Source organism: Nocardia sp. Tas62D01, from assembly GCF_055232035.1.
This window is the reverse complement of record NZ_JBUYUZ010000001.1, coordinates 9,086,821-9,107,141: the sequence shown is the minus strand read 5'-3', so window position 1 is coordinate 9,107,141 and position 20,321 is coordinate 9,086,821. Positions and strand designations below refer to the sequence as shown.

The 20,321-nt window shown below is 65.2% G+C and carries 19 protein-coding genes and 2 pseudogenes; 18 read left to right on the top strand and 3 right to left on the bottom strand.

Annotated features, from left to right (window positions below):
• Nucleotides 1-8: 8 nt before the first annotated feature.
• Entirely contained in the window at nucleotides 9-2,963 is a 2,955-nt protein-coding gene (dxs, locus tag ACV7NQ_RS44335; RefSeq protein ID WP_463366044.1) for a 1-deoxy-D-xylulose-5-phosphate synthase, read from the top strand.
• A complete protein-coding gene (ispG, locus tag ACV7NQ_RS44330) occupies nucleotides 2,956-4,125 on the top strand; it encodes a flavodoxin-dependent (E)-4-hydroxy-3-methylbut-2-enyl-diphosphate synthase (RefSeq protein ID WP_463364955.1) in 1,170 nt (389 codons plus the stop codon). Before dxs ends, ispG begins: the two co-directional genes overlap by 8 nt.
• An 832-nt stretch (nucleotides 4,126-4,957) precedes the next feature.
• On the opposite strand, the gene ACV7NQ_RS44325 is transcribed toward ispG, so the two are convergent.
• Nucleotides 4,958-5,398, bottom strand: coding sequence for an Hsp20/alpha crystallin family protein (locus ACV7NQ_RS44325; RefSeq protein ID WP_463366043.1), 441 nt, complete (start codon nucleotides 5,396-5,398; stop codon nucleotides 4,958-4,960).
• Between the two features lie 761 nt (nucleotides 5,399-6,159).
• On the opposite strand from ACV7NQ_RS44325, the gene ACV7NQ_RS44320 reads away from it, so the two are divergent.
• Both ACV7NQ_RS44320 and ACV7NQ_RS44315 read left to right on the top strand, forming a co-directional pair.
• Nucleotides 6,160-6,531, top strand: a complete 372-nt coding sequence (locus ACV7NQ_RS44320) for a MerR family transcriptional regulator (protein ID WP_463364954.1) — start codon at nucleotides 6,160-6,162, stop codon at nucleotides 6,529-6,531.
• A gap of 46 nt (nucleotides 6,532-6,577) precedes the next feature.
• Nucleotides 6,578-7,504 (top strand): annotated as a pseudogene (locus ACV7NQ_RS44315) (IS5 family transposase).
• A gap of 183 nt (nucleotides 7,505-7,687) precedes the next feature.
• Here the strand turns inward: ACV7NQ_RS44315 and ACV7NQ_RS44310 are convergent.
• Nucleotides 7,688-7,869: pseudogene (locus ACV7NQ_RS44310) on the bottom strand (IS21 family transposase); the annotation flags it as partial.
• Nucleotides 7,870-8,060: 191 nt separating this feature from the next.
• Here ACV7NQ_RS44310 and ACV7NQ_RS44305 point away from each other — a divergent pair.
• The gene (locus ACV7NQ_RS44305) at nucleotides 8,061-9,500 is read left to right on the top strand and encodes an aldehyde dehydrogenase family protein (protein WP_463364953.1); all 1,440 of its coding nucleotides are present in this window, start codon (nucleotides 8,061-8,063) and stop codon (nucleotides 9,498-9,500) included.
• A 24-nt stretch (nucleotides 9,501-9,524) separates the two neighbouring features.
• Nucleotides 9,525-10,475, top strand: coding sequence for an AraC family transcriptional regulator (locus tag ACV7NQ_RS44300; RefSeq protein ID WP_463364952.1), 951 nt, complete (start codon nucleotides 9,525-9,527; stop codon nucleotides 10,473-10,475).
• On the opposite strand, the gene ACV7NQ_RS44295 is transcribed toward ACV7NQ_RS44300, so the two are convergent.
• Nucleotides 10,472-11,182: a type 1 glutamine amidotransferase domain-containing protein gene (locus ACV7NQ_RS44295; RefSeq protein WP_463364951.1), complete on the bottom strand. Its 711-nt coding sequence runs from the start codon at nucleotides 11,180-11,182 to the stop codon at nucleotides 10,472-10,474. The two genes, ACV7NQ_RS44300 and ACV7NQ_RS44295, sit on opposite strands and share 4 nt — an antisense overlap.
• Before the next feature lie 265 nt (nucleotides 11,183-11,447).
• On the opposite strand from ACV7NQ_RS44295, the gene ACV7NQ_RS44290 reads away from it, so the two are divergent.
• The 12 genes from ACV7NQ_RS44290 (at nucleotide 11,448) to ACV7NQ_RS44235 (ending at nucleotide 20,220) form a co-directional block, all read left to right on the top strand.
• The gene (locus tag ACV7NQ_RS44290; protein ID WP_463364950.1) at nucleotides 11,448-12,524 is read left to right on the top strand and encodes a type 1 glutamine amidotransferase domain-containing protein; all 1,077 of its coding nucleotides are present in this window, start codon (nucleotides 11,448-11,450) and stop codon (nucleotides 12,522-12,524) included.
• Nucleotides 12,521-12,946 (top strand): nuclear transport factor 2 family protein, encoded by a 426-nt coding sequence (locus ACV7NQ_RS44285; RefSeq protein ID WP_463364949.1) that lies wholly within the window; start codon nucleotides 12,521-12,523, stop codon nucleotides 12,944-12,946. The genes ACV7NQ_RS44290 and ACV7NQ_RS44285 overlap by 4 nt, the downstream gene beginning before the upstream one ends.
• Nucleotides 12,947-12,964: 18 nt before the next feature.
• On the top strand, nucleotides 12,965-13,438 hold the full coding sequence (locus ACV7NQ_RS44280; protein ID WP_463364948.1) for a nuclear transport factor 2 family protein: 474 nt from the start codon (nucleotides 12,965-12,967) through the stop codon (nucleotides 13,436-13,438).
• A 38-nt stretch (nucleotides 13,439-13,476) separates the two neighbouring features.
• Nucleotides 13,477-15,006: a ferritin family protein gene (locus ACV7NQ_RS44275; RefSeq protein ID WP_463364947.1), complete on the top strand. Its 1,530-nt coding sequence runs from the start codon at nucleotides 13,477-13,479 to the stop codon at nucleotides 15,004-15,006.
• Entirely contained in the window at nucleotides 15,003-15,329 is a 327-nt protein-coding gene (locus tag ACV7NQ_RS44270) for a toluene-4-monooxygenase system B family protein (protein WP_463364946.1), read from the top strand. The genes ACV7NQ_RS44275 and ACV7NQ_RS44270 overlap by 4 nt, the downstream gene beginning before the upstream one ends.
• Nucleotides 15,326-15,658, top strand: coding sequence for an MmoB/DmpM family protein (locus ACV7NQ_RS44265; protein ID WP_463364945.1), 333 nt, complete (start codon nucleotides 15,326-15,328; stop codon nucleotides 15,656-15,658). Before ACV7NQ_RS44270 ends, ACV7NQ_RS44265 begins: the two co-directional genes overlap by 4 nt.
• A complete protein-coding gene (locus tag ACV7NQ_RS44260) occupies nucleotides 15,655-16,725 on the top strand; it encodes a ferritin family protein (RefSeq protein ID WP_463364944.1) in 1,071 nt (356 codons plus the stop codon). Before ACV7NQ_RS44265 ends, ACV7NQ_RS44260 begins: the two co-directional genes overlap by 4 nt.
• Entirely contained in the window at nucleotides 16,722-17,084 is a 363-nt protein-coding gene (locus tag ACV7NQ_RS44255; RefSeq protein WP_463364943.1) for a Rieske (2Fe-2S) protein, read from the top strand. Before ACV7NQ_RS44260 ends, ACV7NQ_RS44255 begins: the two co-directional genes overlap by 4 nt.
• Nucleotides 17,081-18,310 (top strand): NAD(P)/FAD-dependent oxidoreductase, encoded by a 1,230-nt coding sequence (locus ACV7NQ_RS44250; protein WP_463364942.1) that lies wholly within the window; start codon nucleotides 17,081-17,083, stop codon nucleotides 18,308-18,310. Before ACV7NQ_RS44255 ends, ACV7NQ_RS44250 begins: the two co-directional genes overlap by 4 nt.
• A 14-nt stretch (nucleotides 18,311-18,324) precedes the next feature.
• A complete protein-coding gene (locus tag ACV7NQ_RS44245; RefSeq protein WP_463364941.1) occupies nucleotides 18,325-19,047 on the top strand; it encodes an iron-sulfur cluster assembly protein in 723 nt (240 codons plus the stop codon).
• A complete protein-coding gene (locus tag ACV7NQ_RS44240) occupies nucleotides 19,044-19,337 on the top strand; it encodes a putative quinol monooxygenase (RefSeq protein WP_463364940.1) in 294 nt (97 codons plus the stop codon). Before ACV7NQ_RS44245 ends, ACV7NQ_RS44240 begins: the two co-directional genes overlap by 4 nt.
• A gap of 691 nt (nucleotides 19,338-20,028) precedes the next feature.
• The gene (locus ACV7NQ_RS44235; RefSeq protein WP_463364939.1) at nucleotides 20,029-20,220 is read left to right on the top strand and encodes a hypothetical protein; all 192 of its coding nucleotides are present in this window, start codon (nucleotides 20,029-20,031) and stop codon (nucleotides 20,218-20,220) included.
• Nucleotides 20,221-20,321 lie beyond the last annotated feature (101 nt).

Below are 20,321 nucleotides of genomic sequence, written 5' to 3'. Positions count from 1 at the left end.
AGGCTCTACTGCTGGCGCGGATCGGGGACCCTGGTGACCTGAAGGGACTGCACCGCGCTCAGCTCGAAGCACTGGCCAGCCAGCTCCGCGAGTTCCTGGTGCGGAAGGTGGCGGTCAACGGTGGGCACCTCGGACCGAATCTCGGTGTCGTCGAGCTGACCATCGCACTGCACCGGATCTTCGACTCGCCGGCCGATCCGTTGATCTTCGACACCGGGCACCAGGCCTACGTGCACAAGATCCTGACCGGCCGGAGCGAGCTTTTCGACCGGTTGCGCACCCGCGGTGGTCTGTCCGGCTACCCCTGCCGAAGCGAGAGCATCCACGACTGGACCGAGTCCTCACACGCCTCGGCGGCTCTGTCCTATGCCGATGGTCTGGCCAAGGCGTTCGCGCTGACCGGGCAGTCGCAGCGGTGCGTGGTCGCTGTGGTCGGAGACGGCGCTCTGACCGGGGGAATGTGCTGGGAGGCACTGAACAACATCGCCGCCACCAGGGACCGCTCCATGGTGGTGGTCGTGAACGACAACGGTCGCTCGTATGCACCGACCGTCGGCGGACTGGCTGACCGGTTGACGAGATTGCGTGTCCAGCCCGCCTACCAGCGATTCGCCGACGCGGTAAAGCAGATCGAGCAAATCCCCGCCGTCGGCGGACCGGCCTATTCGCTGTTGCACGCCATCAAAACCGGTGTCCGCGATGCAGTGAACCCACAGATCCTGTTCAGCGACCTCGGCATCGAATACCTGGGCCCGATCGACGGTCACGATATTGGGGCGCTCGAATCAGCATTCCGGCGCGCCAAGCAATTCGGCGGGCCGGTGATCGTCCACACCGTCACCAGCAAAGGCAGGGGATATGCCCCCGCCGAGAACCACGCCGATGATCTGATGCACGCCCCGGCACCGTTCGATCCCCTGACCGGTCAAGCGGTGGTCTCGCCATCGTCTGGGCAGACCTGGACATCCTTGTTCGCCGCCGAGATGGTCCGCCATGGTGAGCAACGCGAGGACATCGTCGCCATCACCGCCGCGATGCCGGGCCCGACCGGTCTGGCCGCATTCGGGCAACGCTTCCCGGACCGGATGTTCGATGTCGGCATCGCCGAGCAACATGCCGTCACCTCGGCCGCCGGATTGGCGCTGGGCAGCGTGCACCCGGTGGTCGCGATCTACGCCACATTTCTGAATCGAGCCTTCGATCAGGTGCTGATGGATGTGGCCCTGTTGCGCCTGCCCGTCACCCTGATACTCGACCGCGCCGGGGTGACCGGCCCCGACGGTCCGAGTCATCACGGCGTGTGGGACCTGGCCCTGCTCGCGATAGTGCCCGGCATACGAGTGGCCGCGCCCCGCGACGCCGCATCACTGCGCGAACAACTCGCCGAAGCGCTGGCCACCAACGACGGACCGACCGCGCTGCGCTTCCCGAAGGGCCCAGCCGTCGCCGAGCTACCGGCGGTCGATCGGTTCGACGGAGTTGATGTGCTGTTCGTTCCCGACTCCGGTTGCGCCGCTGAGGTTCTCGTCGTTGCGGTGGGAGCCCTCGCGGCCGCCGCCGTCGAGGCTGCCGCGATCCTGGCGCGCCAAGGCATCGCTGTCATTGTGGTCGATCCGCGATGGGTACTGCCGGTCCCTGACGCCCTGATCAAGCTCGCCGGTGAGAGCCGAATGGTGGTCGTCGTCGAGGATGGCATCGAAAACGGCGGCATCGGCGCGTCCGTTGCTCGCCGCGTCGCCGAGGCGAATGTCGGCGTCACGGTGCACGGAATCGGCGTGCCGATGCGGTTCCTGGAGCACGGATCTCGCGAAGAGCTGCTTCACGACCTGGGTTTGGACCCCACCGGCATCGCACAGCGCATCGGTCACTGGTCGACCGGGTCGGATGGTCGCGGAGTCGACACCGTAGAAGCGGAAGGAAAAGCCATCGTGACACATCCGTCGAGCAGCGTGCAGCCGCAGGCCCAGGACAGTGCACCCGAGGGCAAGCGGGTGTTGCTCGCCGACCCACGCGGATACTGTGCAGGCGTCGATCGGGCCGTGGAAACGGTGGAACGGGCACTGGCCCAAAATGGCGCGCCCGTGTACGTCCGCAGGGAGATCGTCCACAACCGCCACGTCGTGGAGACGCTGCGCGAGCGCGGTGTGATCTTCGTCGACGACACCGACGCTGTGCCCGAGGGTGGGCTCGTCGTGTTCTCCGCGCACGGCGTTTCACCGGCAGTGCGTGCGGCCGCCGGCGAGCGAGGGCTGCGATCAATCGACGCGACGTGCCCGTTGGTCACCAAAGTGCACCGGGAGGTGCGGCGCTTCGCCGCGGACGATTACGACATTCTGCTGATCGGCCACGCCGGCCACGAAGAGGTCGAAGGAACCGCAGGTGAGGCACCGGATCGGGTGCAGCTCGTGGACGGCCCCGACGCGGTCGACGCGATCAGGGTGCGCGACGAGTCGAAGGTCGTGTGGTTGTCGCAGACGACGCTGAGCGTCGACGAGACCATGCAGACGGTGCAGCGGCTGCGTCAGCGGTTCCCGGCGCTGCAGGATCCGCCGAGTGACGACATTTGTTATGCGACTCAGAACCGGCAGCAAGCGGTCAAGGCCATGGCAGCCGGATGTGATCTCGTGATCGTCGTCGGTTCCCGGAACTCGTCGAACTCGGTGCGCCTGGTCGAGGTCGCTCTGGACGCCGGAGCCCCAACCGCCCACCTCGTCGATTACGCGCGGGAAGTGGATCCAGGATGGTTGGACAATGTTCAGACCGTCGGGGTGACCTCCGGCGCGTCCGTGCCCGAGATACTGGTTCGCGGTGTGCTGGAGCTGTTGGCGCAACACGGTTTCCATGATGTGCAGACAGTGACCACCACCTCCGAAACCGTCGTATTCTCTCTTCCGCGAGGTGTGCGGGCAGGCCGCCGATCAGGCCCGGCCGTCTCTGAAAGTACCGGCGGCCGCCATGAATGAGAGCACCCTGCTCGGTATCCCGACGATCGGGGACAGGTCCGCGCCGGCCGCCGTTCTGGCCCCCCGCCGCAAGACCCGCCAGCTGATGATCGGCGATGTCGGCGTCGGCAGCGACCACCCGATCGCGGTTCAGTCGATGACCACAACCAAGACCCGCGACGTCAACGCCACTCTGCAGCAGATCGCCGAGCTGACGGCGTCGGGCTGCGATATCGTGCGCGTCGCCTGCCCGCGCCAGGAGGACGCCGACGCACTGGCGAGCATCGCGCGCAAGAGCCAGATCCCGGTTATCGCGGATATCCATTTTCAGCCGCGCTATATCTTCGCCGCCATCGACGCGGGCTGCGCCGCGGTGCGCGTGAACCCCGGCAATATCAAGGAATTCGACGGCCGGGTCGCCGAAGTCGCCAAGGCCGCTGGCGCGGCTGGCATCCCGATTCGCATCGGCGTGAACGCCGGTTCGCTGGATAAGCGGATGTTGGAGAAGTACGGCAAGGCGACCCCGGAGGCGCTGGTCGAGTCGGCGCTGTGGGAGGCGAGCCTGTTCGAGGAGCACGGCTTCGGCGATATCAAGATCTCGGTCAAGCACAACGACCCGGTGGTCATGGTCGAGGCATACCGGCAGCTGGCGGGCCAGTCCGACTACCCGCTGCACCTCGGGGTGACCGAGGCCGGTCCGGCGTTCCAGGGCACGATCAAATCCGCCGTCGCGTTCGGTGCGCTGCTGTCCGAGGGTATCGGCGACACGATCCGGGTGTCGCTGTCCGCGCCGCCCGCCGAGGAGGTCAAGGTCGGCGGGCAGATCCTGCAGTCGCTGAACCTGCGGCCGCGCAAGCTCGAGATCGTTTCCTGTCCGTCCTGCGGCCGCGCCCAGGTCGATGTGTACACCCTGGCCAACGAGGTGTCCGCGGGGCTGGAGGGCATGGAGATCCCGCTGCGGGTGGCCGTGATGGGCTGCGTGGTGAACGGGCCGGGCGAGGCGCGGGAGGCGGACCTCGGCGTCGCATCGGGCAATGGCAAGGGCCAGATCTTCGTCAAGGGTCAGGTCATCAAGACCGTGCCGGAGGCGCAGATCGTGGAGACGCTGATCGAAGAGGCGATGCGCATCGCCGAGGAGATAGGCGAAGCCGGCGAGGGCGAGCCGGTCGTCGTCGTTGGCTGAGAGGGTGTCGACTCCGCCTACCACTGTATCTCTGCGAGTGGGAGGAGATCTCGCGGCGGCGGGAACACACGCCCGCCGCCGGACTGGGGGTTCCGTTAAGGATCGTGTCACCAGGTACATGAAGGTCGTTTTGGCCTCTCACCAGCGGCAAACGAGCGCTCCTGATCTGGGCGGATTGACGGTGACGGATCTTCAGTCCTGCTGAACCCACCGGGGTGTGGCATTAGCCGGTAAGAAACGTGTCACCAGCGGCAAACGGTCAGGGCAAACCCGAGCTTCGCCGCACCACGTTTCGTGGCGACAAGCCCCGATTCCTCACCGACCAGCGTCCACCGGTCGATCAACTCATCCTGGTCGAGCTCCCTCATCACGCACGAGAGCTACACCGCGCCAACGTCTGGCAACTACTTTTTCGGAACCTTCATGTACCTGGTGACACGATCCTTAACGGCACCCCCAATCCGTGGAGTCGGGCTGTGCACACCAGTGTGATGGGCCGTTCGGCAGAGCCTCGGACGGATCGAGGTCCCAACCTGCGTGCGGGGCGAGATCGGTAACCAGAGGACGGTGCGGCAGTCGGTTGCCGCCGTGTGTGACCGGATGCTGGTGTCGACGCAACGCGAGCCCGGCCGAGATGGCCGGGCTCGCGGAGGAAGAGTGACGTGAGTTTTTCGAAAGTCGACGTGACGACGCAGTCGCAAGCACCGACCCGAGAGGCCGTGTGCTGTGTAACCAAGCGCGCCTGGTTACTGGGTCAGTGCCGATGCCCGTCAGCCGGGACGATATTCACTGTCGCGATAGCATCACCTACCTGTTCGTGTGCTCGTTCGTGTCAGGCGTTGATGACCTGGCGTCGGTTGCTACGTTCGATGTCGATCTTGCGAGGCTTGGCCTTCTCGGCGATTGGGATACGCAGTCGCAGCACACCATCGGTGTAGTCGGCGCTGATGGCCTCGGTGTCGAGGGACTCGCCGAGGAACAACTGCCGACTGAACACACCCCGTGCTCGTTCCGCGGCGATCATTTCCCGGCCCGAGTCCAACTCCGGACGCTGTGCCCGCACGGTGAGTACGTTGCGTTCGACATCCAGATCCAGCGAATCAGGGTCGACACCGGGTAGATCCAGCTCGACCACGAATTCCTCGCCCTCGCCCTCGCGCCACGCGTCCATCGGCATCGCCGCCGGACGTGCCGCTGTGCCGAACACCTGCTGTGTGAACCGGTCCAGATCCCGGAACGGATCGGCACGCATCAACATGGTCGCCACCTCCAACTGTCCTTTCATCTCGAATCAAATGGCCAGATAACCTGTGCCAGCGGGTACATATTTCTTATATCACTGGTGTGTGGCGGCGGGCAAGCAGGGGCGTCAACAGGGCTCAGTCCAGGCGTAGACCTTCTCTTGCGATGGCGCGAGCCGCACCGGGTTCACGCGCCACATCGGCCAACGGAATCGAGCCTGGCGCCGACTCTTCCGAGTAGTCGGACCGTTGCTGGGATGCCGGTAGGCGTGATCTCAAGTCGTGTTGGTTGGCGCTTGTGGCAGCCGAGCGTTGTGGTCGTGCTCGGCGGAGTGAACAATGGATCTGGAGCTAAAAAATCTGTAGTCGAGGATGTAGACAACCGATGCGGACTGTTGTACGGTCGCTCTTGTTCAGAGAGCAAGAAGTCCGGTGGCCGTGGCAGAGATGAACTGCCCGGAAGATGTTAGGTTCGGCCGTCCCCCTCCGGCGGGGGTTGAAGTGAAGTAGTTGATGTTTGGTTGTACCGCCGGAGGGGACGAAGAACACCGCAAGAAAGCGCCGGAGGCGTCACGACGAGCTTCCGAGCGGGACCGCGTCGCTAGTTGGCGCGGGGTGCGCATCCTACGAACCGGGAGGTGGTCCACGAGCAAACACATACGCACTACGCGTCCCTGTGAATACCAACGGACGCGGTGTGCGACACCGGCCTTACCGGCCGACAGTCGGAATTGAAACAACTCATTTGAAACGACCCCAGGCCCCGGCGCTACACGCGCCGGGGCCTGCAGGCATGAAATCCTCGAGAGGTGTAGTGGAAGATCCGCACGCGAACCCCGCCGACAGCTCCCCCGCCGATCGGCTCGATGACGATGACTACCCCGCCTACAGCATGGGCCGGGCAGCGGAAATCGTTGGAGTCACTCAAGCTTTCTTGCGCGGTCTCGACGCCGCGGAACTGCTGACCCCGCAACGCTCCGAGGGTGGGCATCGCCGCTATTCCCGCTATCAGCTGCGTATCGCCGCGCGGGTCCGGCAACTTGTCGACGAAGGCAACCAACTAGAAGCCGCGTGCCGCATCGTCATCCTCGAAGACCAACTCGCCGAGGCTCAGCGCATCAACAGCGAGCTACAGCAAACCCTCCGAGAGGCTCAGAGCGACTAGGGCGTGTCTCCCGATTATTCGGGTCTTGACCGGCGAAGATTGGCCGGTGACGCGGTTGGGTTTGATTTCTGATGAGTTCTGGGCGGCGGTCGAACCGGTGATGCCGTCGGATAAGGGCAAGCGGGGCAACAGGTTCGGTGATCACCGGTTGATGCTGGAGGGGATCGCGTGGAGGTTCCGCACGGGTACTCCGTGGCGGGACCTGCCTGCTGTCTTCGGGCCGTGGCAGACGGTGTGGAAGCGGCATCACCGGTGGTCTTTGGATGGCACCTACGACGAGATGTTCGCCCGGGTAGCGGTCGTGTTCGGGTTCGACGCGGAGATGGCCGGTGACGTCGAGAAACTGCTGTCGGTGGACTCGACGAGCGCGCGGGCGCATCAGCATGCCGCGGGTGCGCGGTCGGACACGCTCGCCACAGGGGGCTCTATCGAATTACAAGAAAGCCGCCGATGAGCCCGCGAACCATGCGCTGGGCCGCTCGCGTGGCGGGTTGACCACGAAGATCCATGCTCTGGCCGATCAGCGTCAGGCCCCGGTCGCTGTCCGGTTGACCGCGGGCCAAGCCGGTGACAATCCGCAGTTGGTGCCGTTGCTCGACGACTACGCGCAGACCCGTCGCGGGGCGGGCGAGCCCGGCCGCGACTTCCGGCTGCTCGGCGACAAGGCGTACTCGCATCCCAGCACACGAACCGAATTACGTTCCAGGAGAATCAAACACACCATCCCCGAGCGTAAAGACCAGATCGCCCGGCGCAAAGCGAAAGGGTCAGCAGGAGGTCGGCCACCTGCGTTCGACGCCGAGCTCTACGGTCTGCGCAATACCGTGGAACGGGGCTTCAACCGGCTCAAGCAGTGGCGAGGCATCGCGACCCGCTACGACAAGTACGCGCTGACCTACCTCGGTGGCTCCTGCTGGCCTGCGCCGTCATCCACGCCCGCGTCGGGACCAGCAAATTGGGAGACACACCCTAGCCGGAAGTTGATCTCGGGTGAGGTTGCTCACGGTCTTCCGGTCGGGTTGATCTTGCCGGTGTTTTCCGGCATCAGCGGTTGAGAGGAACTGGCTGACGATGACCACCGGCCCGAGCGGGCTCGGTGTTCGTGCAATGCCGGAAACGAACAAAGCCGCAGGCCCCGACCTGCGGCTTTGTCATCGGCCCACCACGTTTCGTGGGCGGGGGTGAATTTCCCGGCCGCGCGGGCCTGCCCGAACGCGCGCCCGGCAGAGCACCAGGCTTGCGGAGCAGTCGTTGCAGATAATGATCGAGGTCGAGTCGCGATTGCGCCTCGCCGAACAGCCGCTCGTGTCGCGCGACCTCGGTGCGGCCGTCGAAAACACCGAATGGTCGGCGTGCGACAGAACCCACACTTGCCGCCCGATCAGCTGGCGCGCCCGCGTCCCGCCGCCGCGTCACCGGGATCGGGGCGAGTATTCGATTCGGCGGTAGTAATAGCGCAAATCGCTTCGATCGCTCGGTTCGGGGCTCCGGTCGGTGTGTGCTGCGGTTCACTTCGCTGCGTGAGTTCGATGACCGACAGCGTCCGTGCAGGTACCTATATCGACGGGGTGTGGCGGCACCGCCGAAGAGACGACACCTTCACCGTCGAGGATCCGGCGACTACCGCCACACTCGCGGTGATCGAGCAATCGGGGCTCGGCGAGGCCGATGCCGCCCTCGCCGCCGCCGACTCCGCCTCGGGCGCTTGGGCCTCCGCGCCACCGCGAGTCCGATCCGATGTCCTGCGGCGTTGCTACGAACTCGTGTCTGAGGCCACAGACGAGTTGGCCGCGCTGATCGTCGCCGAAGCCGGTAAGCGGATGTCGGACGCCCGCGCCGAAGTCACCTATGCGGCGGAATTCTTGCGGTGGTATTCCGAGGAGGCAGTCCGGGTGCCGGGACGATTCGGGTCGTTGCCCGAGGGTGGGGGCACGATGTATGTCAGCCGTCGACCGGTCGGCCCGTGCCTGCTGCTCACACCGTGGAACTTTCCGCTGGCCATGGTGACCCGCAAGGTGGCCCCCGCCGTGGCGGCCGGGTGCACCGCCGTGCTGAAACCGTCCGAACTCACGCCGCTGACCTGCTATCGGTTCGTCGATCTGCTCGAGGCAGCGGGTCTGCCTGCCGGTGTGGTGAATGTCGTGACGACCACGAATCCCGGCCCCCTCGTCGAACGACTGTTGTCCGACCCGCGCCTGCGCAAGGTGAGTTTCACCGGATCCACTCCGGTGGGACGCACACTGATGCGGCAGGCCGCCGAGCGCATGCTGCGCACGTCGATGGAACTCGGCGGAGACGCGCCGCTGCTGGTTCTCGCCGACGCGGACCCGGCCGCAGCGGTGGCGGGCACGCTGGTCGCCAAGTTCCGGGGCAGCGGCCAGGCATGTACCGCGGCGAACAGAATCCTGGTGCACTCCTCGGTGGCCGGGGAATACCTCGGCCGTCTGGCCGAACGTGTCACCGCGATGCGAGCCGGCACCGGGACCGACCCATCGTCCGGCATAGGTCCGCTGATCAATGCCGCGGCGGTGGCCCGCACGCGTCGCAGGGTCGAGGAGGTACTGGCGGACGGAGCCGAACTCCTGGCTCAGGGACCGACGGCCACGGGCCCCGGATGTTTCTTCTCGGCCACGTTGATCGGCGGAGTACGACCCGACTCGGTCGTCGCGGGGGTGGAGTGGTTCGCGCCGGTCGCGGCGGTGAGCGTATTCGACGACGAGGAAGAATTGGTTGCGGCCGCGGCATCCTCGGATTCGGGACTGGCGTCCTACATCTTCACCAGCGATATCGCGAAGGGTCGGCGTATCGCATCTCGGTTGGAAGTCGGCATGACAGCGCTCAACACCGGACTGCTGTCCAATGCTGCGGCGCCGTTCGGGGGAGTGAAGTTGTCCGGGCACGGTCGCGAGGGCGGCTCGGAAGGGTTGGACGAATACCTGGAAACCCATTACCGGCTGGAGTACAACTGATCCAGGCGACGGAAGGAGTTCGCAGTGGCCGTCGTGGACATGATCGAACATCGGATGAGTTCGGGTGATCTCATCTCCGCGCTGGCGGCGCGGGCCCCGGAACTCGGCGGCAACGTCGGTATCTGGCCGGGGTTGACGATCTACCGTTTCACCGAGCCGATGGCGCCGACCTGGGAGGAGATTCAGTCGCTGTCCCTGGGCATCGTCGCGCAGGGTTCGAAGGCGGTGATCGTGGACGGCAAGCGGTATGTCTACGATCCGTTCCACTATCTGGTGCTCGGCAGCAATCTCCAATTCCAGGCCGAAATCCTCACGGCCAGTTTGCGTATGCCGTTTTTGTCCTTCGTCTTGCAGATCGACCCGGCGCTGGTGAAACGGGTGTCGACGGATATGATCGAGCGCCGGGTGACGTCGTTCCGGACGGCGGACGGCGACGAGACGCCCGAACCGGCCGTGGTATCCGCCCTCGACGGTGAGATGATGGGCGCGGTGTTGCGGTTCCTCCGTGCGCTGGACAACGGTGCCGACCGGCGGGTTCTCGCACCGATGTGCATTCAGGAGATCGTATATCGGGTGTTACAGCGGGAACAATATTCGCGGCTGCTGAAGATCGCCGGGAAACAGAGTGCTATGAACCCTATTTCCGCGGCACTGATCTTCGCGCGTGATCATTTCGCCGAGCCGCTCACGGTCAACGACCTCGCGGAGCAGGTGGCGTTGAGCCCGTCTGCCTTCTCCACTCTGTTCCGCGAGGTCACTGGACGGTCACCGTATCAATTCCTGAAAGAGCTGCGGCTGGACCGCGCCCGTGCGCTGCTGATCGACGGCCATACCACCGTCGCCGAGGTGTCCCGGCGGGTCGGATATACGAGCGTCTCACATTTCATCAAGGAATTCCGCAATCGGTTCGGCGCGACACCGAGGACATACGCCGACGCCCATGCCCTCGATGCCGGATTGCGTCGGCTTCGTTAATCGCCCGACAGCGCCGCGACCAATTGCGTGGCGAGCGGCCCCGAAGAAGCGGGGTTCTGACCGGTGTACAGGGTGCCGTCCACGACCACGCGTGAGGTCCACGGCTCGCCACTCTGCTCGAATTTGCCACCGGCCGCCGCGAGGCGGTCCTCGAGCAACCAGGCGGCCTTGTCCGCGAAGCCGACCTGAGTTTCTTCGACATTCGTGAATCCGGTGATCCGGCGGCCGGCAAATACCCATTGGCCGTCGGTGTCGGTCGCGGGCAGGAGTGCGGCGGGTCCGTGGCATACGGCCGCGACCGTCTTGCCCGCCGAGTCGAACGCGGTGACGAGCCGGCCGAAAACCTGTGAGGTCGCCAGATCTTCCATCGGGCCGTGTCCGCCCGGGATGAAGATCAGGTCGTAGTCGTCGACGTCGGCGGTGTCCAGATCGACGGGTGCGTCCAGTTCCTGGTCGATGGCGGCCAGATACGTCCGGAAGCGCTCTCCGGGTTCGGCGCTGCCGCCGTTCATCTCCGGCGTGAAACCCGCCTCGTCGGGCACCGGGCGGACCCCGCCCGGAGTTGCGATGGCGACGTCGAAACCCGCCGCACGGAAGATCTGATGCGGGATCGCGAGTTCCTCGGGCCAGAATCCACAACGGTGGCGGGTCCCGTCCGCCAGCGTCCAGTGGTCCGAGCCCGAGACGGCCATGAGTACGCGTGTCATGTTTTCTCCTTGGTCGTGCGTGAGTGTCGCCGGTGATTGTCCCCGAACGCTAGGCCCAGCTCGCGCCGATCTCCCAGGTCTGTGGACGAATCCGACACATTCGAGCCGGTCTGCGACACCGGCCGGTCGCCGCGTCGACGCGGCGCCGGAATGGGCACTGATCGGATCGGAACGCAGTACCACTCGGTGGGTGTCGTCGGCTTTAGTGGAACCCGTGATGCCTGTCACAAACGAAGGTGAGTGTGGCGGGCCCGACAAGTTCGACATGAGCAAGTTCGAGACGAGGAGGCATCCGTTGTCGGAAAACAGGCGGATCGCATACGTGGTCACCAGCGCCACTACTATGACGCTGGCCGATGGGTCACCACATCCGACCGGCTATTTCGTCGAAGAGGTCGTCAAGCCCTATCGGGCATTCGTCGCCGCCGGATTCGACGTCGATGTCATCACCCCCGACGGCAACCCCCCCTCGGCGGACCCGTACGGGCTGAGCTGGTTCTTCCACTACCCCGACGAGGACAAGGATTACCTCGACTCGGTCGTGCGGACCTTCCACCACGACGTCGATGACATCCGGTTCACCCTCCATCAGAGCAGCGAACTCGGTCTCGCCGCCGCGCGGCGCGTCGCGGAGCTGCTGCGGATGGCGGGACTCTCGGAACGCGCGGCCCATGCGGCCGTGTCGGCGGCGGCGAAGACCGCGTGGCGCCAGGATCGCCAGTTCATCGATGTTCTGGCCGCGGGCGAGCTGCCGACGGGCGTGACTCGGGCGGACCTCGAGCGGGCCGCCGATGCGCAGCGGCAGGCCAGCGCCGACCTGTCGGCCGCGCGCAAAGCGGAGGTCGATGCGAACCCGAGCTTCCGGGAACCGGTGAAACTCGGCGATCTCACCGACGAGGAACTGGCCGGCTACGACGCGGTGTTCGTCCCCGGCGGCCACGGACCCATGGTCGACATGCACGACAACCCGGACATCGGCCGGATGTTGTCGGTGCTGCAGGCCCGGCGGGCGGCGATCGCGTCCCTGTGCCACGGTCCGGCGATGCTGCTGTCGGCGCCCGAACGGCACGACGGCCAGTGGCTCTTCGACGGTTACCGCATGACCTGCTTCACCGATGAGGAGGAGGACCAGACCGAGGCCGGACGACTCGGCATGGAGTGGTACTGCGACACCGCACTCAAGAACGCGGGTGCGGTCTTCGACGATGGTCCGAGCGCTTGGACCAGTCACGTCGTCGTCGACCGCAACCTCATCACCGGTCAGAACCCCGCCTCGTCGGGGGCGATCGCCGACGCGGTCATCAAGTACCTGAGCGTCGCGAACGCGGAGGTCGCCGCATGAGCGCGCGCGATGCCGTCACCGGACTGCTCGCCGCCGTGGATGCCCACGACCTGGATGCCGTCGTCTCCCGGTTCGCCGAGCAGGTCGTTGTGCGCATACCGGCAATCGGTGTGTACGAGGGCGTTCGGGCCGACCTCGAGGGGTTCTTCGCTGACCTGCTGCGCGCCTTCCCGGATCTGCGGGTGAGCGTAAAGCGCGTCGTCGTCACCGGCGACGCGGTCACGGCGGAGGTAAAGGTCGAAGGCACCCAGGACGATGCGTACCTGGGAGCGATCAACCAGGAGAAGCATCTGGACGTCGACGAGGCGTGGCGTTTCGAGATCACCGACGGACTGGTGTCCGGATTCGAGGGCTACTGGTGTCAGCAGGCGCTCTACCGCCGACTCGGAGTGAAACGGCTCGACCGGATCGCACTGGTCTGAGAAGAAAGCGAACGATTTATGACCGCAATTCGAGAACATATCCGCGCCGAGCAGGCCGCCGCCGTGGCCGCCGATTTCTTCGATCGTTATCGCGCCCACGATGTGGACGGCATGACCGAACTCTGCACGGTGAACGCCGAATTCTCCTATCCCGCGTTCGAAGTGTGGGGCAAACAGCGCGTGCTGCGCGGCGAGGGGAAGGTCGCGACGGTCGGAAAGCCGATCTGGCGCGGCCTGATCACCGCGTTCCCCAATCTGACCAACACCGTGCGGCGCATCGAGTCCAACGACGACGGTGATGTGGTGGTCGAGGTCGACATCAGTGGCACACAACAGGCGGCGTGGGGATTCATCCAGCCCAGTGGCGCGACATACACCGAGCCGCATCTGTTCATCCTGCACGTCGACGAGGACGGGCTGATCGACTCGATTTCCGGATATTTCGACAACGCGGGAATCTGCCGGCAGCTCGGTCACATCGAGATCGACTGACGCCCGGAACGAACCGTCTCGAAGGAGAGATGACAATCATGACCCTGCTCAAGCGCGAAGAATGGCAACAGTTCGTCCGGGATGTGGACTGGGCGCCGTCCTATGTCGACGAGGAAGCGATCTACCCCGAATGGCACTGCGGCACCGGGAAAGTCCCCCGGGAGGCGTGGTCGAAATGGGAGGAGTCCTACAAGGTCACCTACCCGGAATACGTTGTCGGACAACGAGAGAAGGAAGCCTCGGCATATGCGGTGAAAGCCGCGTTGCAGCGCTCGGACAATTTCGATAACCTCGACGAGGGGTGGAAGTCGGCCACCAAGATGCATTTCGGCGGCGTGGCGCTCGTCGAATCCGCCGCGATCCTCGGTGAGTTGAAGATGGCCCGCTTCGGACTCAACGGCGCCTGGCGCAACATGGCCACCTTCGGTGCTCTCGACGAATTGCGGCATTCTCAGGTCACCACCTTCTTCGGTCACGAATTCATCGCCAAGGATCCGCAGTACGACTGGACCCAGAAGACCTTTCACACCAACAACTGGGTTCCGATCGCCGCGCGGATGCTGTTCGATTCGATAATGATCAGCCCGAACGTGGTCGATATGGCCATCGAGCTGCCTTTCACGTTCGAAACCGGGTTCACCAACCTGCAATTCATCGCGCTGTCGGCCGACGCGCTGGAATCTGGCGATGTCAACTTCGCCAATATGATCTCCTCGATCCAGACCGACGAGGCGCGGCACAGTCAGCAGGGCGGCCCCACATTGGAGATCCTCGTCGAGCACGATCCGGTGCGCGCCCAATGGGTGATCGACAAGAGTTTCTGGGGCTCGGCCCGGCTGTTCTCCGCGCTCACGGGTCCGGCGATGGACTACTACACGCCGCTCGAGCACCGACGCCAGTCCTACCGGGAATTCATGGAGGAGTGGATCGTAGATCAGTTCATCCGGACCATCGAGGATTACGGGCTCAAGAAGCCGTGGTACTGGGATGAATTCATGAATGGTCTCGACACCTGGCACCACGGCCTGCATATGGGACTGTGGTATTGGCGGCCCACCCTGTGGTGGCGGCCGAAGGCCGGGGTGAGCAAGGATGAGCGCGCGTGGCTGACCGAGAAATACCCGACGTGGGAAAAACTCTACGGCGACAAATGGGACGTCATGATCGACAACGTCAATGCCGACAATGTCGAGGCCACGCTCCCCGAGACGCTGCCGTGGTTGTGCAGCAACTGCAACCTGCCGTGCAGCAGCGTCACCCAGTCCCGCTCCGGTATCTGGCGAGCCCGTGACTGGGAACTCGACTACGACGGTCGCAAATACCATTTCTGCACTAACGCCTGCCGCCAGATCTTCTGGAAGGACCGCGACACGGTCAACCACGAGACGCTGATCGATCGGTTCCTCGCCGGCCAGATCCAGCCGATGGACGTCGCCGGAATCCTCGGCTACATGGGATTGACCCCCGAGGTGATGGGCGACGATCCGGATTACGAGGCATGGACCCGCGACTACGTCGGCCGCCCGGCCAGCGGACTGGTCACCCCCACGGGGGTGACGGCCCGATGACCACCAGCACCGGAACCGAACTTCCCGCCGCGGACCGCGCGCCCGAACTCGTACCCCTGCACGCCATCTTCGCCACCGACTTCTGCCCGATCCTCGTCGCGGTCACCACCGCGCACACGATCGCGGAAGTCGCCGCCGAGGTGGCCCGGCACGTCGAGGGCCATCGCGTCCGGGCGCTGCCCTATCCCAAGCTCGTCATCCACGACGGCCGCACGCTCCCCGACGACATGACGGTCGCCGAGGCGGGTATCGGGCCACTCGACCACATCGCCGTCGAATACGACATCCCCGACGCCGATACACAGCAAGGAGTCCAGTCGTGAACGATCCTGTCGGCCCGGTTCTGCGGATGGGCGGTGAGATCGACGATGTCGTGGCGGCGATCCACGACGACAACCCTGACCGGGAGATCGAGACGATCGATCGCGGCTCCTACATCCGGGTGCAGACCTCGACCAGAATGCGGCTGAGCCTCGAGACACTCCGCGTCTATCTCGGGCCCTCCTACGAATTGGCGCTGTTCAGTTCGATGATGCCGTCCTTCGCCGGACGCATGGTCACCAGCAGTGACGAACTGATCTGGGAGTCCATCAAGACACCGAGGACCGACACGGCACGGGCCGAGGAGAAGAACGAAGAGGAACTGGTATGAGCGAGAACGCAACGGGCAGGTCGCGCCGCCGCCGCACCTTCAGCGCCTTCGGCGACGTGCGGAGAATGCCCACCGAATACGAAATCGTCACCCACGGCCAGAACTGGACGGTGCGCAGTGCGCGCAATGCCGCGTTCGAACAGAACCCGTCCTCGGCGCCCAACCTGTGGTTCGACACCTACCGTGACAATTCCGCCTTCCGGGCGAGGGACTGGGACGCCTTCCGGGCTCCGGACAAATTCACCTATCGCATGTACGTCAATGCCCAAGCCGAATCCGAGCACAAGGTACAGGGCGTACTCGAGCAATTCGGTGATATCGACGCCGATGCGCGCCTCGCACCGGGGTGGGTGAGGACTCTCGCTGGGCTGTACACGCCGTCGCGATATCCGACCCACGGATTCCAGCAGGTCGAAGCCTATATCGGGTATATGGCACCCACCTCGTATGTCAACAATGCCGCGGCTCTGGCCACCGCCGATCTGCTGCGCCGGGTGACCACACTCGCCTATCGGACCCGGCAGCTGCAGATCGCCCACCCCGATTCGGGAATCGGCACCGCCGCGGACGGTGAGCTGTGGCGGACTCACGAATTCTGGCAGCCGCTGCGCAGAACTCTGGAAACGGCGCTGGCGACATACGACTGGGGTGAGGCCTTCGTCGCGCACAACCTCGTTCTGCTGCCGACGATTCAGGATGTGTTGTGCCGCCAATTCGGCGAGATCGCCCGAGTCAATGGCGACGACCAGACCTGGCTCATCGAAGGTCTGCTCGCCGCCGACCGGCAACGTCGCGACACCTGGAGTCTCGCCCTGCTCGACATGGTTCTCACCCAGCAACCCGGCACAGGCGCGGTCGTCGACAAATGGGTGGCCAAGTGGGCGCCCCGAGCCGACGACGCGGCCGCGGCGATCGCCGGATTCCTCGCCGCAGCGCCCGAGCAACCCCGGACAGTCGAGGAGATCGGCGCCGAGGCCCGCGCCGCACGTGAGCACTTGCTGAACGGACTGCTGGGCCGAGCGTCGGACGCTCCCGGCGCGGATGCCGGAATCGAGGTGACGACGTGACGATAGGGGACATCGATCGAAGATCCGAATCCGTGCCGCACATCGACGACCTGTGGGAGGGCGATCTCATGGGCGTGATCGTCGACGGCAAACCCGTCGTGCTGGTCAATATCGACGGGACCGTCTACGCCTACGCCAACCGCTGCCCGCACCAGGAATTTGAGCTGTCCGACGGTGACCTCGAGGAGACCACGTTGACCTGCAGCCGACACCTGTGGGAGTTCGACGTCACCACCGGCTGCGGGGTCAACCCGGCGGACGCGCGTCTGGCGCCGTACCCCTGTCACGTCCACGCCGACGGCACTATCGTCGTCGACGTCACCGGCGGGTCGAAACCCACCCCGGGCGCCGCATCGTGAAGAGGTTCGTCCTGGTCGGCGGCGGACCGGCCGCCGTTGCCGCCGCCGGAACCCTCCGGGAGGAGGGGTTCGACGGCGAGATCGCTCTGCTGACCGCCGACCAGGAACTGCCGTATGAGCGCCCGCCCCTGTCCAAGGCGTTCCTCGACGACCCGCGACATTCCGACGGTCTGTCGGCGCTGTATCTGCGATCGCCGCAGTGGTACGCCGAGCACGGGGTCACGGTGCGGACCGGCACCGCCGTGACCCGGCTCGACCCGGCCGCACGACGACTCGCGCTCGCGGACGGGGCGTCGCTCGCCTACGACGCCGTGCTGCTCGCGACCGGGGTCCGTGCCAAGCTCGGCGTTCGCCTGATCGACGACAAGGTGATACGACTGCGTTCCGCCCACGACGCGACGCGATTACGCGATCGGCTCGCGACCGCTACCCGGGTCGTCGTTCTGGGCGGCGGCTTCATCGGCTGTGAGGTCGCGGCGACCGCCAGCCGTATGGGCAAGACGGTCGTGCTCGTCGAACGGGCCTCCGCATTGCTCGAGCGCGCACTCGGCGCCGATCTGGGCAGGGTCCTGACCGATGTCCATCGCAGCGAAGGGGTTCAGCTCAAACTCGGTGCCATCGTCCTGGACTGTGTTTCGGGTGCGGCCGGAATTACCGTCCGCACCGACAGGGGGGATGTCGAAGGCGATCTCGTCGTCGTCGGCGCCGGGTGCGAGCCCGAGGACCGACTGGCCGACACCGCCGGAATCACGACCGGCAATGGCATCGTCACCGATGAGCTGTGCCGCACCAGCGCCGAGGCCGTGTATGCGGCCGGGGACGTCGCCAATTCCTACCATCCCTTCTATCGCAAGCACATCCGCGTCGAACACCATGACTCCGCTCACCGTCAAGGTGCGGCGGCCGCGCGGGCCATGCTAGGCGGAGCCGAACCCTACATTGAGCCGCACTGGTTCTGGTCGGATCAGTACGAACACACCATTCAGCAGGTCGGCCGCTCCGAGCCCACCGATCGACTCGTCATCCGCGGCTCACTGGACGATCTGTCCTTTTCCGCGGTGTGGCTGCGGGAGGATCGCATTACCCGCATCGCGGCCCTCAACCGGCCCAGAGACGTCATGGCCGTACGCAAGATCCTGTTCACCAATCATTCCGTGCGCGCCGAGGACGTTGCCGACATCGGCAACGACCTGCGTCGACTGACGCGCCCGGCCAGCATCATTTAGTGGAAGGAGCCCCGATGACACTCACCGCACATCGGGTCCGAGGCGAAAGCCTGCGCGTGCCACCCGACCGAGCTCGCCGAGCGCTTCAACCCATTCTCGGGCGCCCGGTAACCGCCGCCGTCGCGCGTCTGAGGCACGGCCCCAACGCGTGCGAGCCGCTGGCACGACTCATCGATGGCGCACACTCCCCGGATGACGGCGACGTCGTGATCGCCGCGGCTTCCGTCGGAGCCGGGATCGATGTCGTGCGCGTTCGACGCAAAGCGCACGGCAAGGCCGACTGGATCAGCTCGCCGACCAGCGACGTCGTCATCGTCCTAGGACCGTCGCTGGTGGAACCGGAGATCTCCGAACTTCCCGTCCGGGCACCCGAAGCCCCGGTCACCGGAATCTGGGAACGTGAGCTTCCCGCGCCGGAGGCCGCGGTCCTGGCGCGTCTCTACGACGTCCTCGATCCGGATCTGGGCATCAATATCGTCGATTTCGGCTTCGTCCGCGACATCGCGGTATCCGACGACCACGTCGCCGCCATCACCATGACACTGACATCACCCACCTGTCCCGTGACAGGCGTGATGACCGATCAGATCCGTGCCGCGCTACTGGGTGAGGACCCGATCGTGTCGGACTTCCGTATCGAGTGGAGTTGGACGCCGGCGTGGCGGCCGCATGACCTCAGTAGTGACGGTGTCGAACAGTTGCGTGCGGTCGGCTTCAATCCGGTGGAGGCGCGGTGAGTTACGTCGTCATCGCGACATGGGTCGCGAAGCCCGGTGAGGAGGAGTATGTCGCCGCCGCACTCGCGGAACTCACTCCTGGAAATCGCGCCGAGCCTAAAATGCTTTCCTTTCAAGCACATCGGGCGCTCGACGCCCCGGCTCGGTTCGTCCTCGTCGAAACCTATACCGACGCCCAGGGTTACGAGGAACACCGCGCCACCCCGGCCTTCCGGAGCCGTGTCGTCGGCGACATCATTCCGCGGCTGGCCGACCGAGATGTCCACGCGTACAACGTCATCGAGACCTGACCCGATTCGCTCCATTACCACACCGCGCCTCGCAACGAAATGGCGAACGCGACGGCGACCAGCAAGGAGAGCAGCCACCACCCGTTGAAGCCGAGATAGAATCGACATGGCGGTGGTGATCAGTCTGGTCACCACCCCGGCAGCGGCGACCCGAGCGTGAGACACGCACGAAGACCCGACCGGCGCAAACTGATGGACGCGCATCTGACCGGTGCGTTCCTCATCGATTTCGGCGCGTCCGCCGCGCGGTGGCTCGTCGGTGGGGTCTCGAACGGCCGATAGACTTTGCTGCCGACCGCATTCCGGCGCAGGTCAGCGATTTCGATTCGTTCGTCCTGCAACAAGAACCGGGCGTTGATCTCACGCACTCCCAACCAGTCCAAGGCGGGCACGGACCCGGTAACCGTTCCGTTGCGGTAGGTCTTGTAGCCGCGTGACCAGTTGCTGCCTGCGGTTCGCGACGCTCCGGCCTTCCTGGCTGTGCGCGCATAATGTTCCAGCCGCGGGCCCGCAGCTCCATGAACCGTTGGCGTTTGGCCGACTGCGGACGTCGCTCCGGCCCCTTCTGCACACGACGAGTCCAAGACAACAGAACCTAACGGATCTGCCGGTATTGCGAGCGCCGATGTCCGCCGCCCATGCGCAGTGGCAGTGTCCGCAGCGATAGCTGCCCGACGGCCTCGAGTGGACGTTGTACATCGACACCTACGGGAACCACGAGGCATTCGAGACCAAGGACATCGACAAGACTGGCGTCCTTGCCCGCGAACACAATCTGGGCTCGGAGGGCGAGGAGCTCCGGATGTGCGGCCCGCTGATCAACGCGATCAGGGCCCTCCCGCCGCTGCCCATCGGCAGCCTGGTCGGCAGCGCAAGCGGATAGGAACCGCTCCGGCGGAGATTCGCACCGCGGCCGTTTGCGCGCTGCGCGGGCTGGGTATCTCTGAGCGCGACGACGTTGTCGCTGGTCAGAGCGCTGACGCG

Coding starts and splice junctions, on each gene's coding strand:
- ispG (WP_463364955.1), top strand. CDS start 2,956: ATGAATGAGAGCACCCTGCTCGGTATCCCGACGATCGGGGACAGGTCC.
- ACV7NQ_RS44320 (WP_463364954.1), top strand. CDS start 6,160: ATGAAATCCTCGAGAGGTGTAGTGGAAGATCCGCACGCGAACCCCGCC.
- ACV7NQ_RS44305 (WP_463364953.1), top strand. CDS start 8,061: ATGACCGACAGCGTCCGTGCAGGTACCTATATCGACGGGGTGTGGCGG.
- ACV7NQ_RS44295 (WP_463364951.1), bottom strand. CDS start 11,182: ATGACACGCGTACTCATGGCCGTCTCGGGCTCGGACCACTGGACGCTG.
- ACV7NQ_RS44290 (WP_463364950.1), top strand. CDS start 11,448: ATGAGCAAGTTCGAGACGAGGAGGCATCCGTTGTCGGAAAACAGGCGG.
- ACV7NQ_RS44285 (WP_463364949.1), top strand. CDS start 12,521: ATGAGCGCGCGCGATGCCGTCACCGGACTGCTCGCCGCCGTGGATGCC.
- ACV7NQ_RS44280 (WP_463364948.1), top strand. CDS start 12,965: ATGACCGCAATTCGAGAACATATCCGCGCCGAGCAGGCCGCCGCCGTG.
- ACV7NQ_RS44275 (WP_463364947.1), top strand. CDS start 13,477: ATGACCCTGCTCAAGCGCGAAGAATGGCAACAGTTCGTCCGGGATGTG.
- ACV7NQ_RS44270 (WP_463364946.1), top strand. CDS start 15,003: ATGACCACCAGCACCGGAACCGAACTTCCCGCCGCGGACCGCGCGCCC.
- ACV7NQ_RS44260 (WP_463364944.1), top strand. CDS start 15,655: ATGAGCGAGAACGCAACGGGCAGGTCGCGCCGCCGCCGCACCTTCAGC.
- ACV7NQ_RS44245 (WP_463364941.1), top strand. CDS start 18,325: ATGACACTCACCGCACATCGGGTCCGAGGCGAAAGCCTGCGCGTGCCA.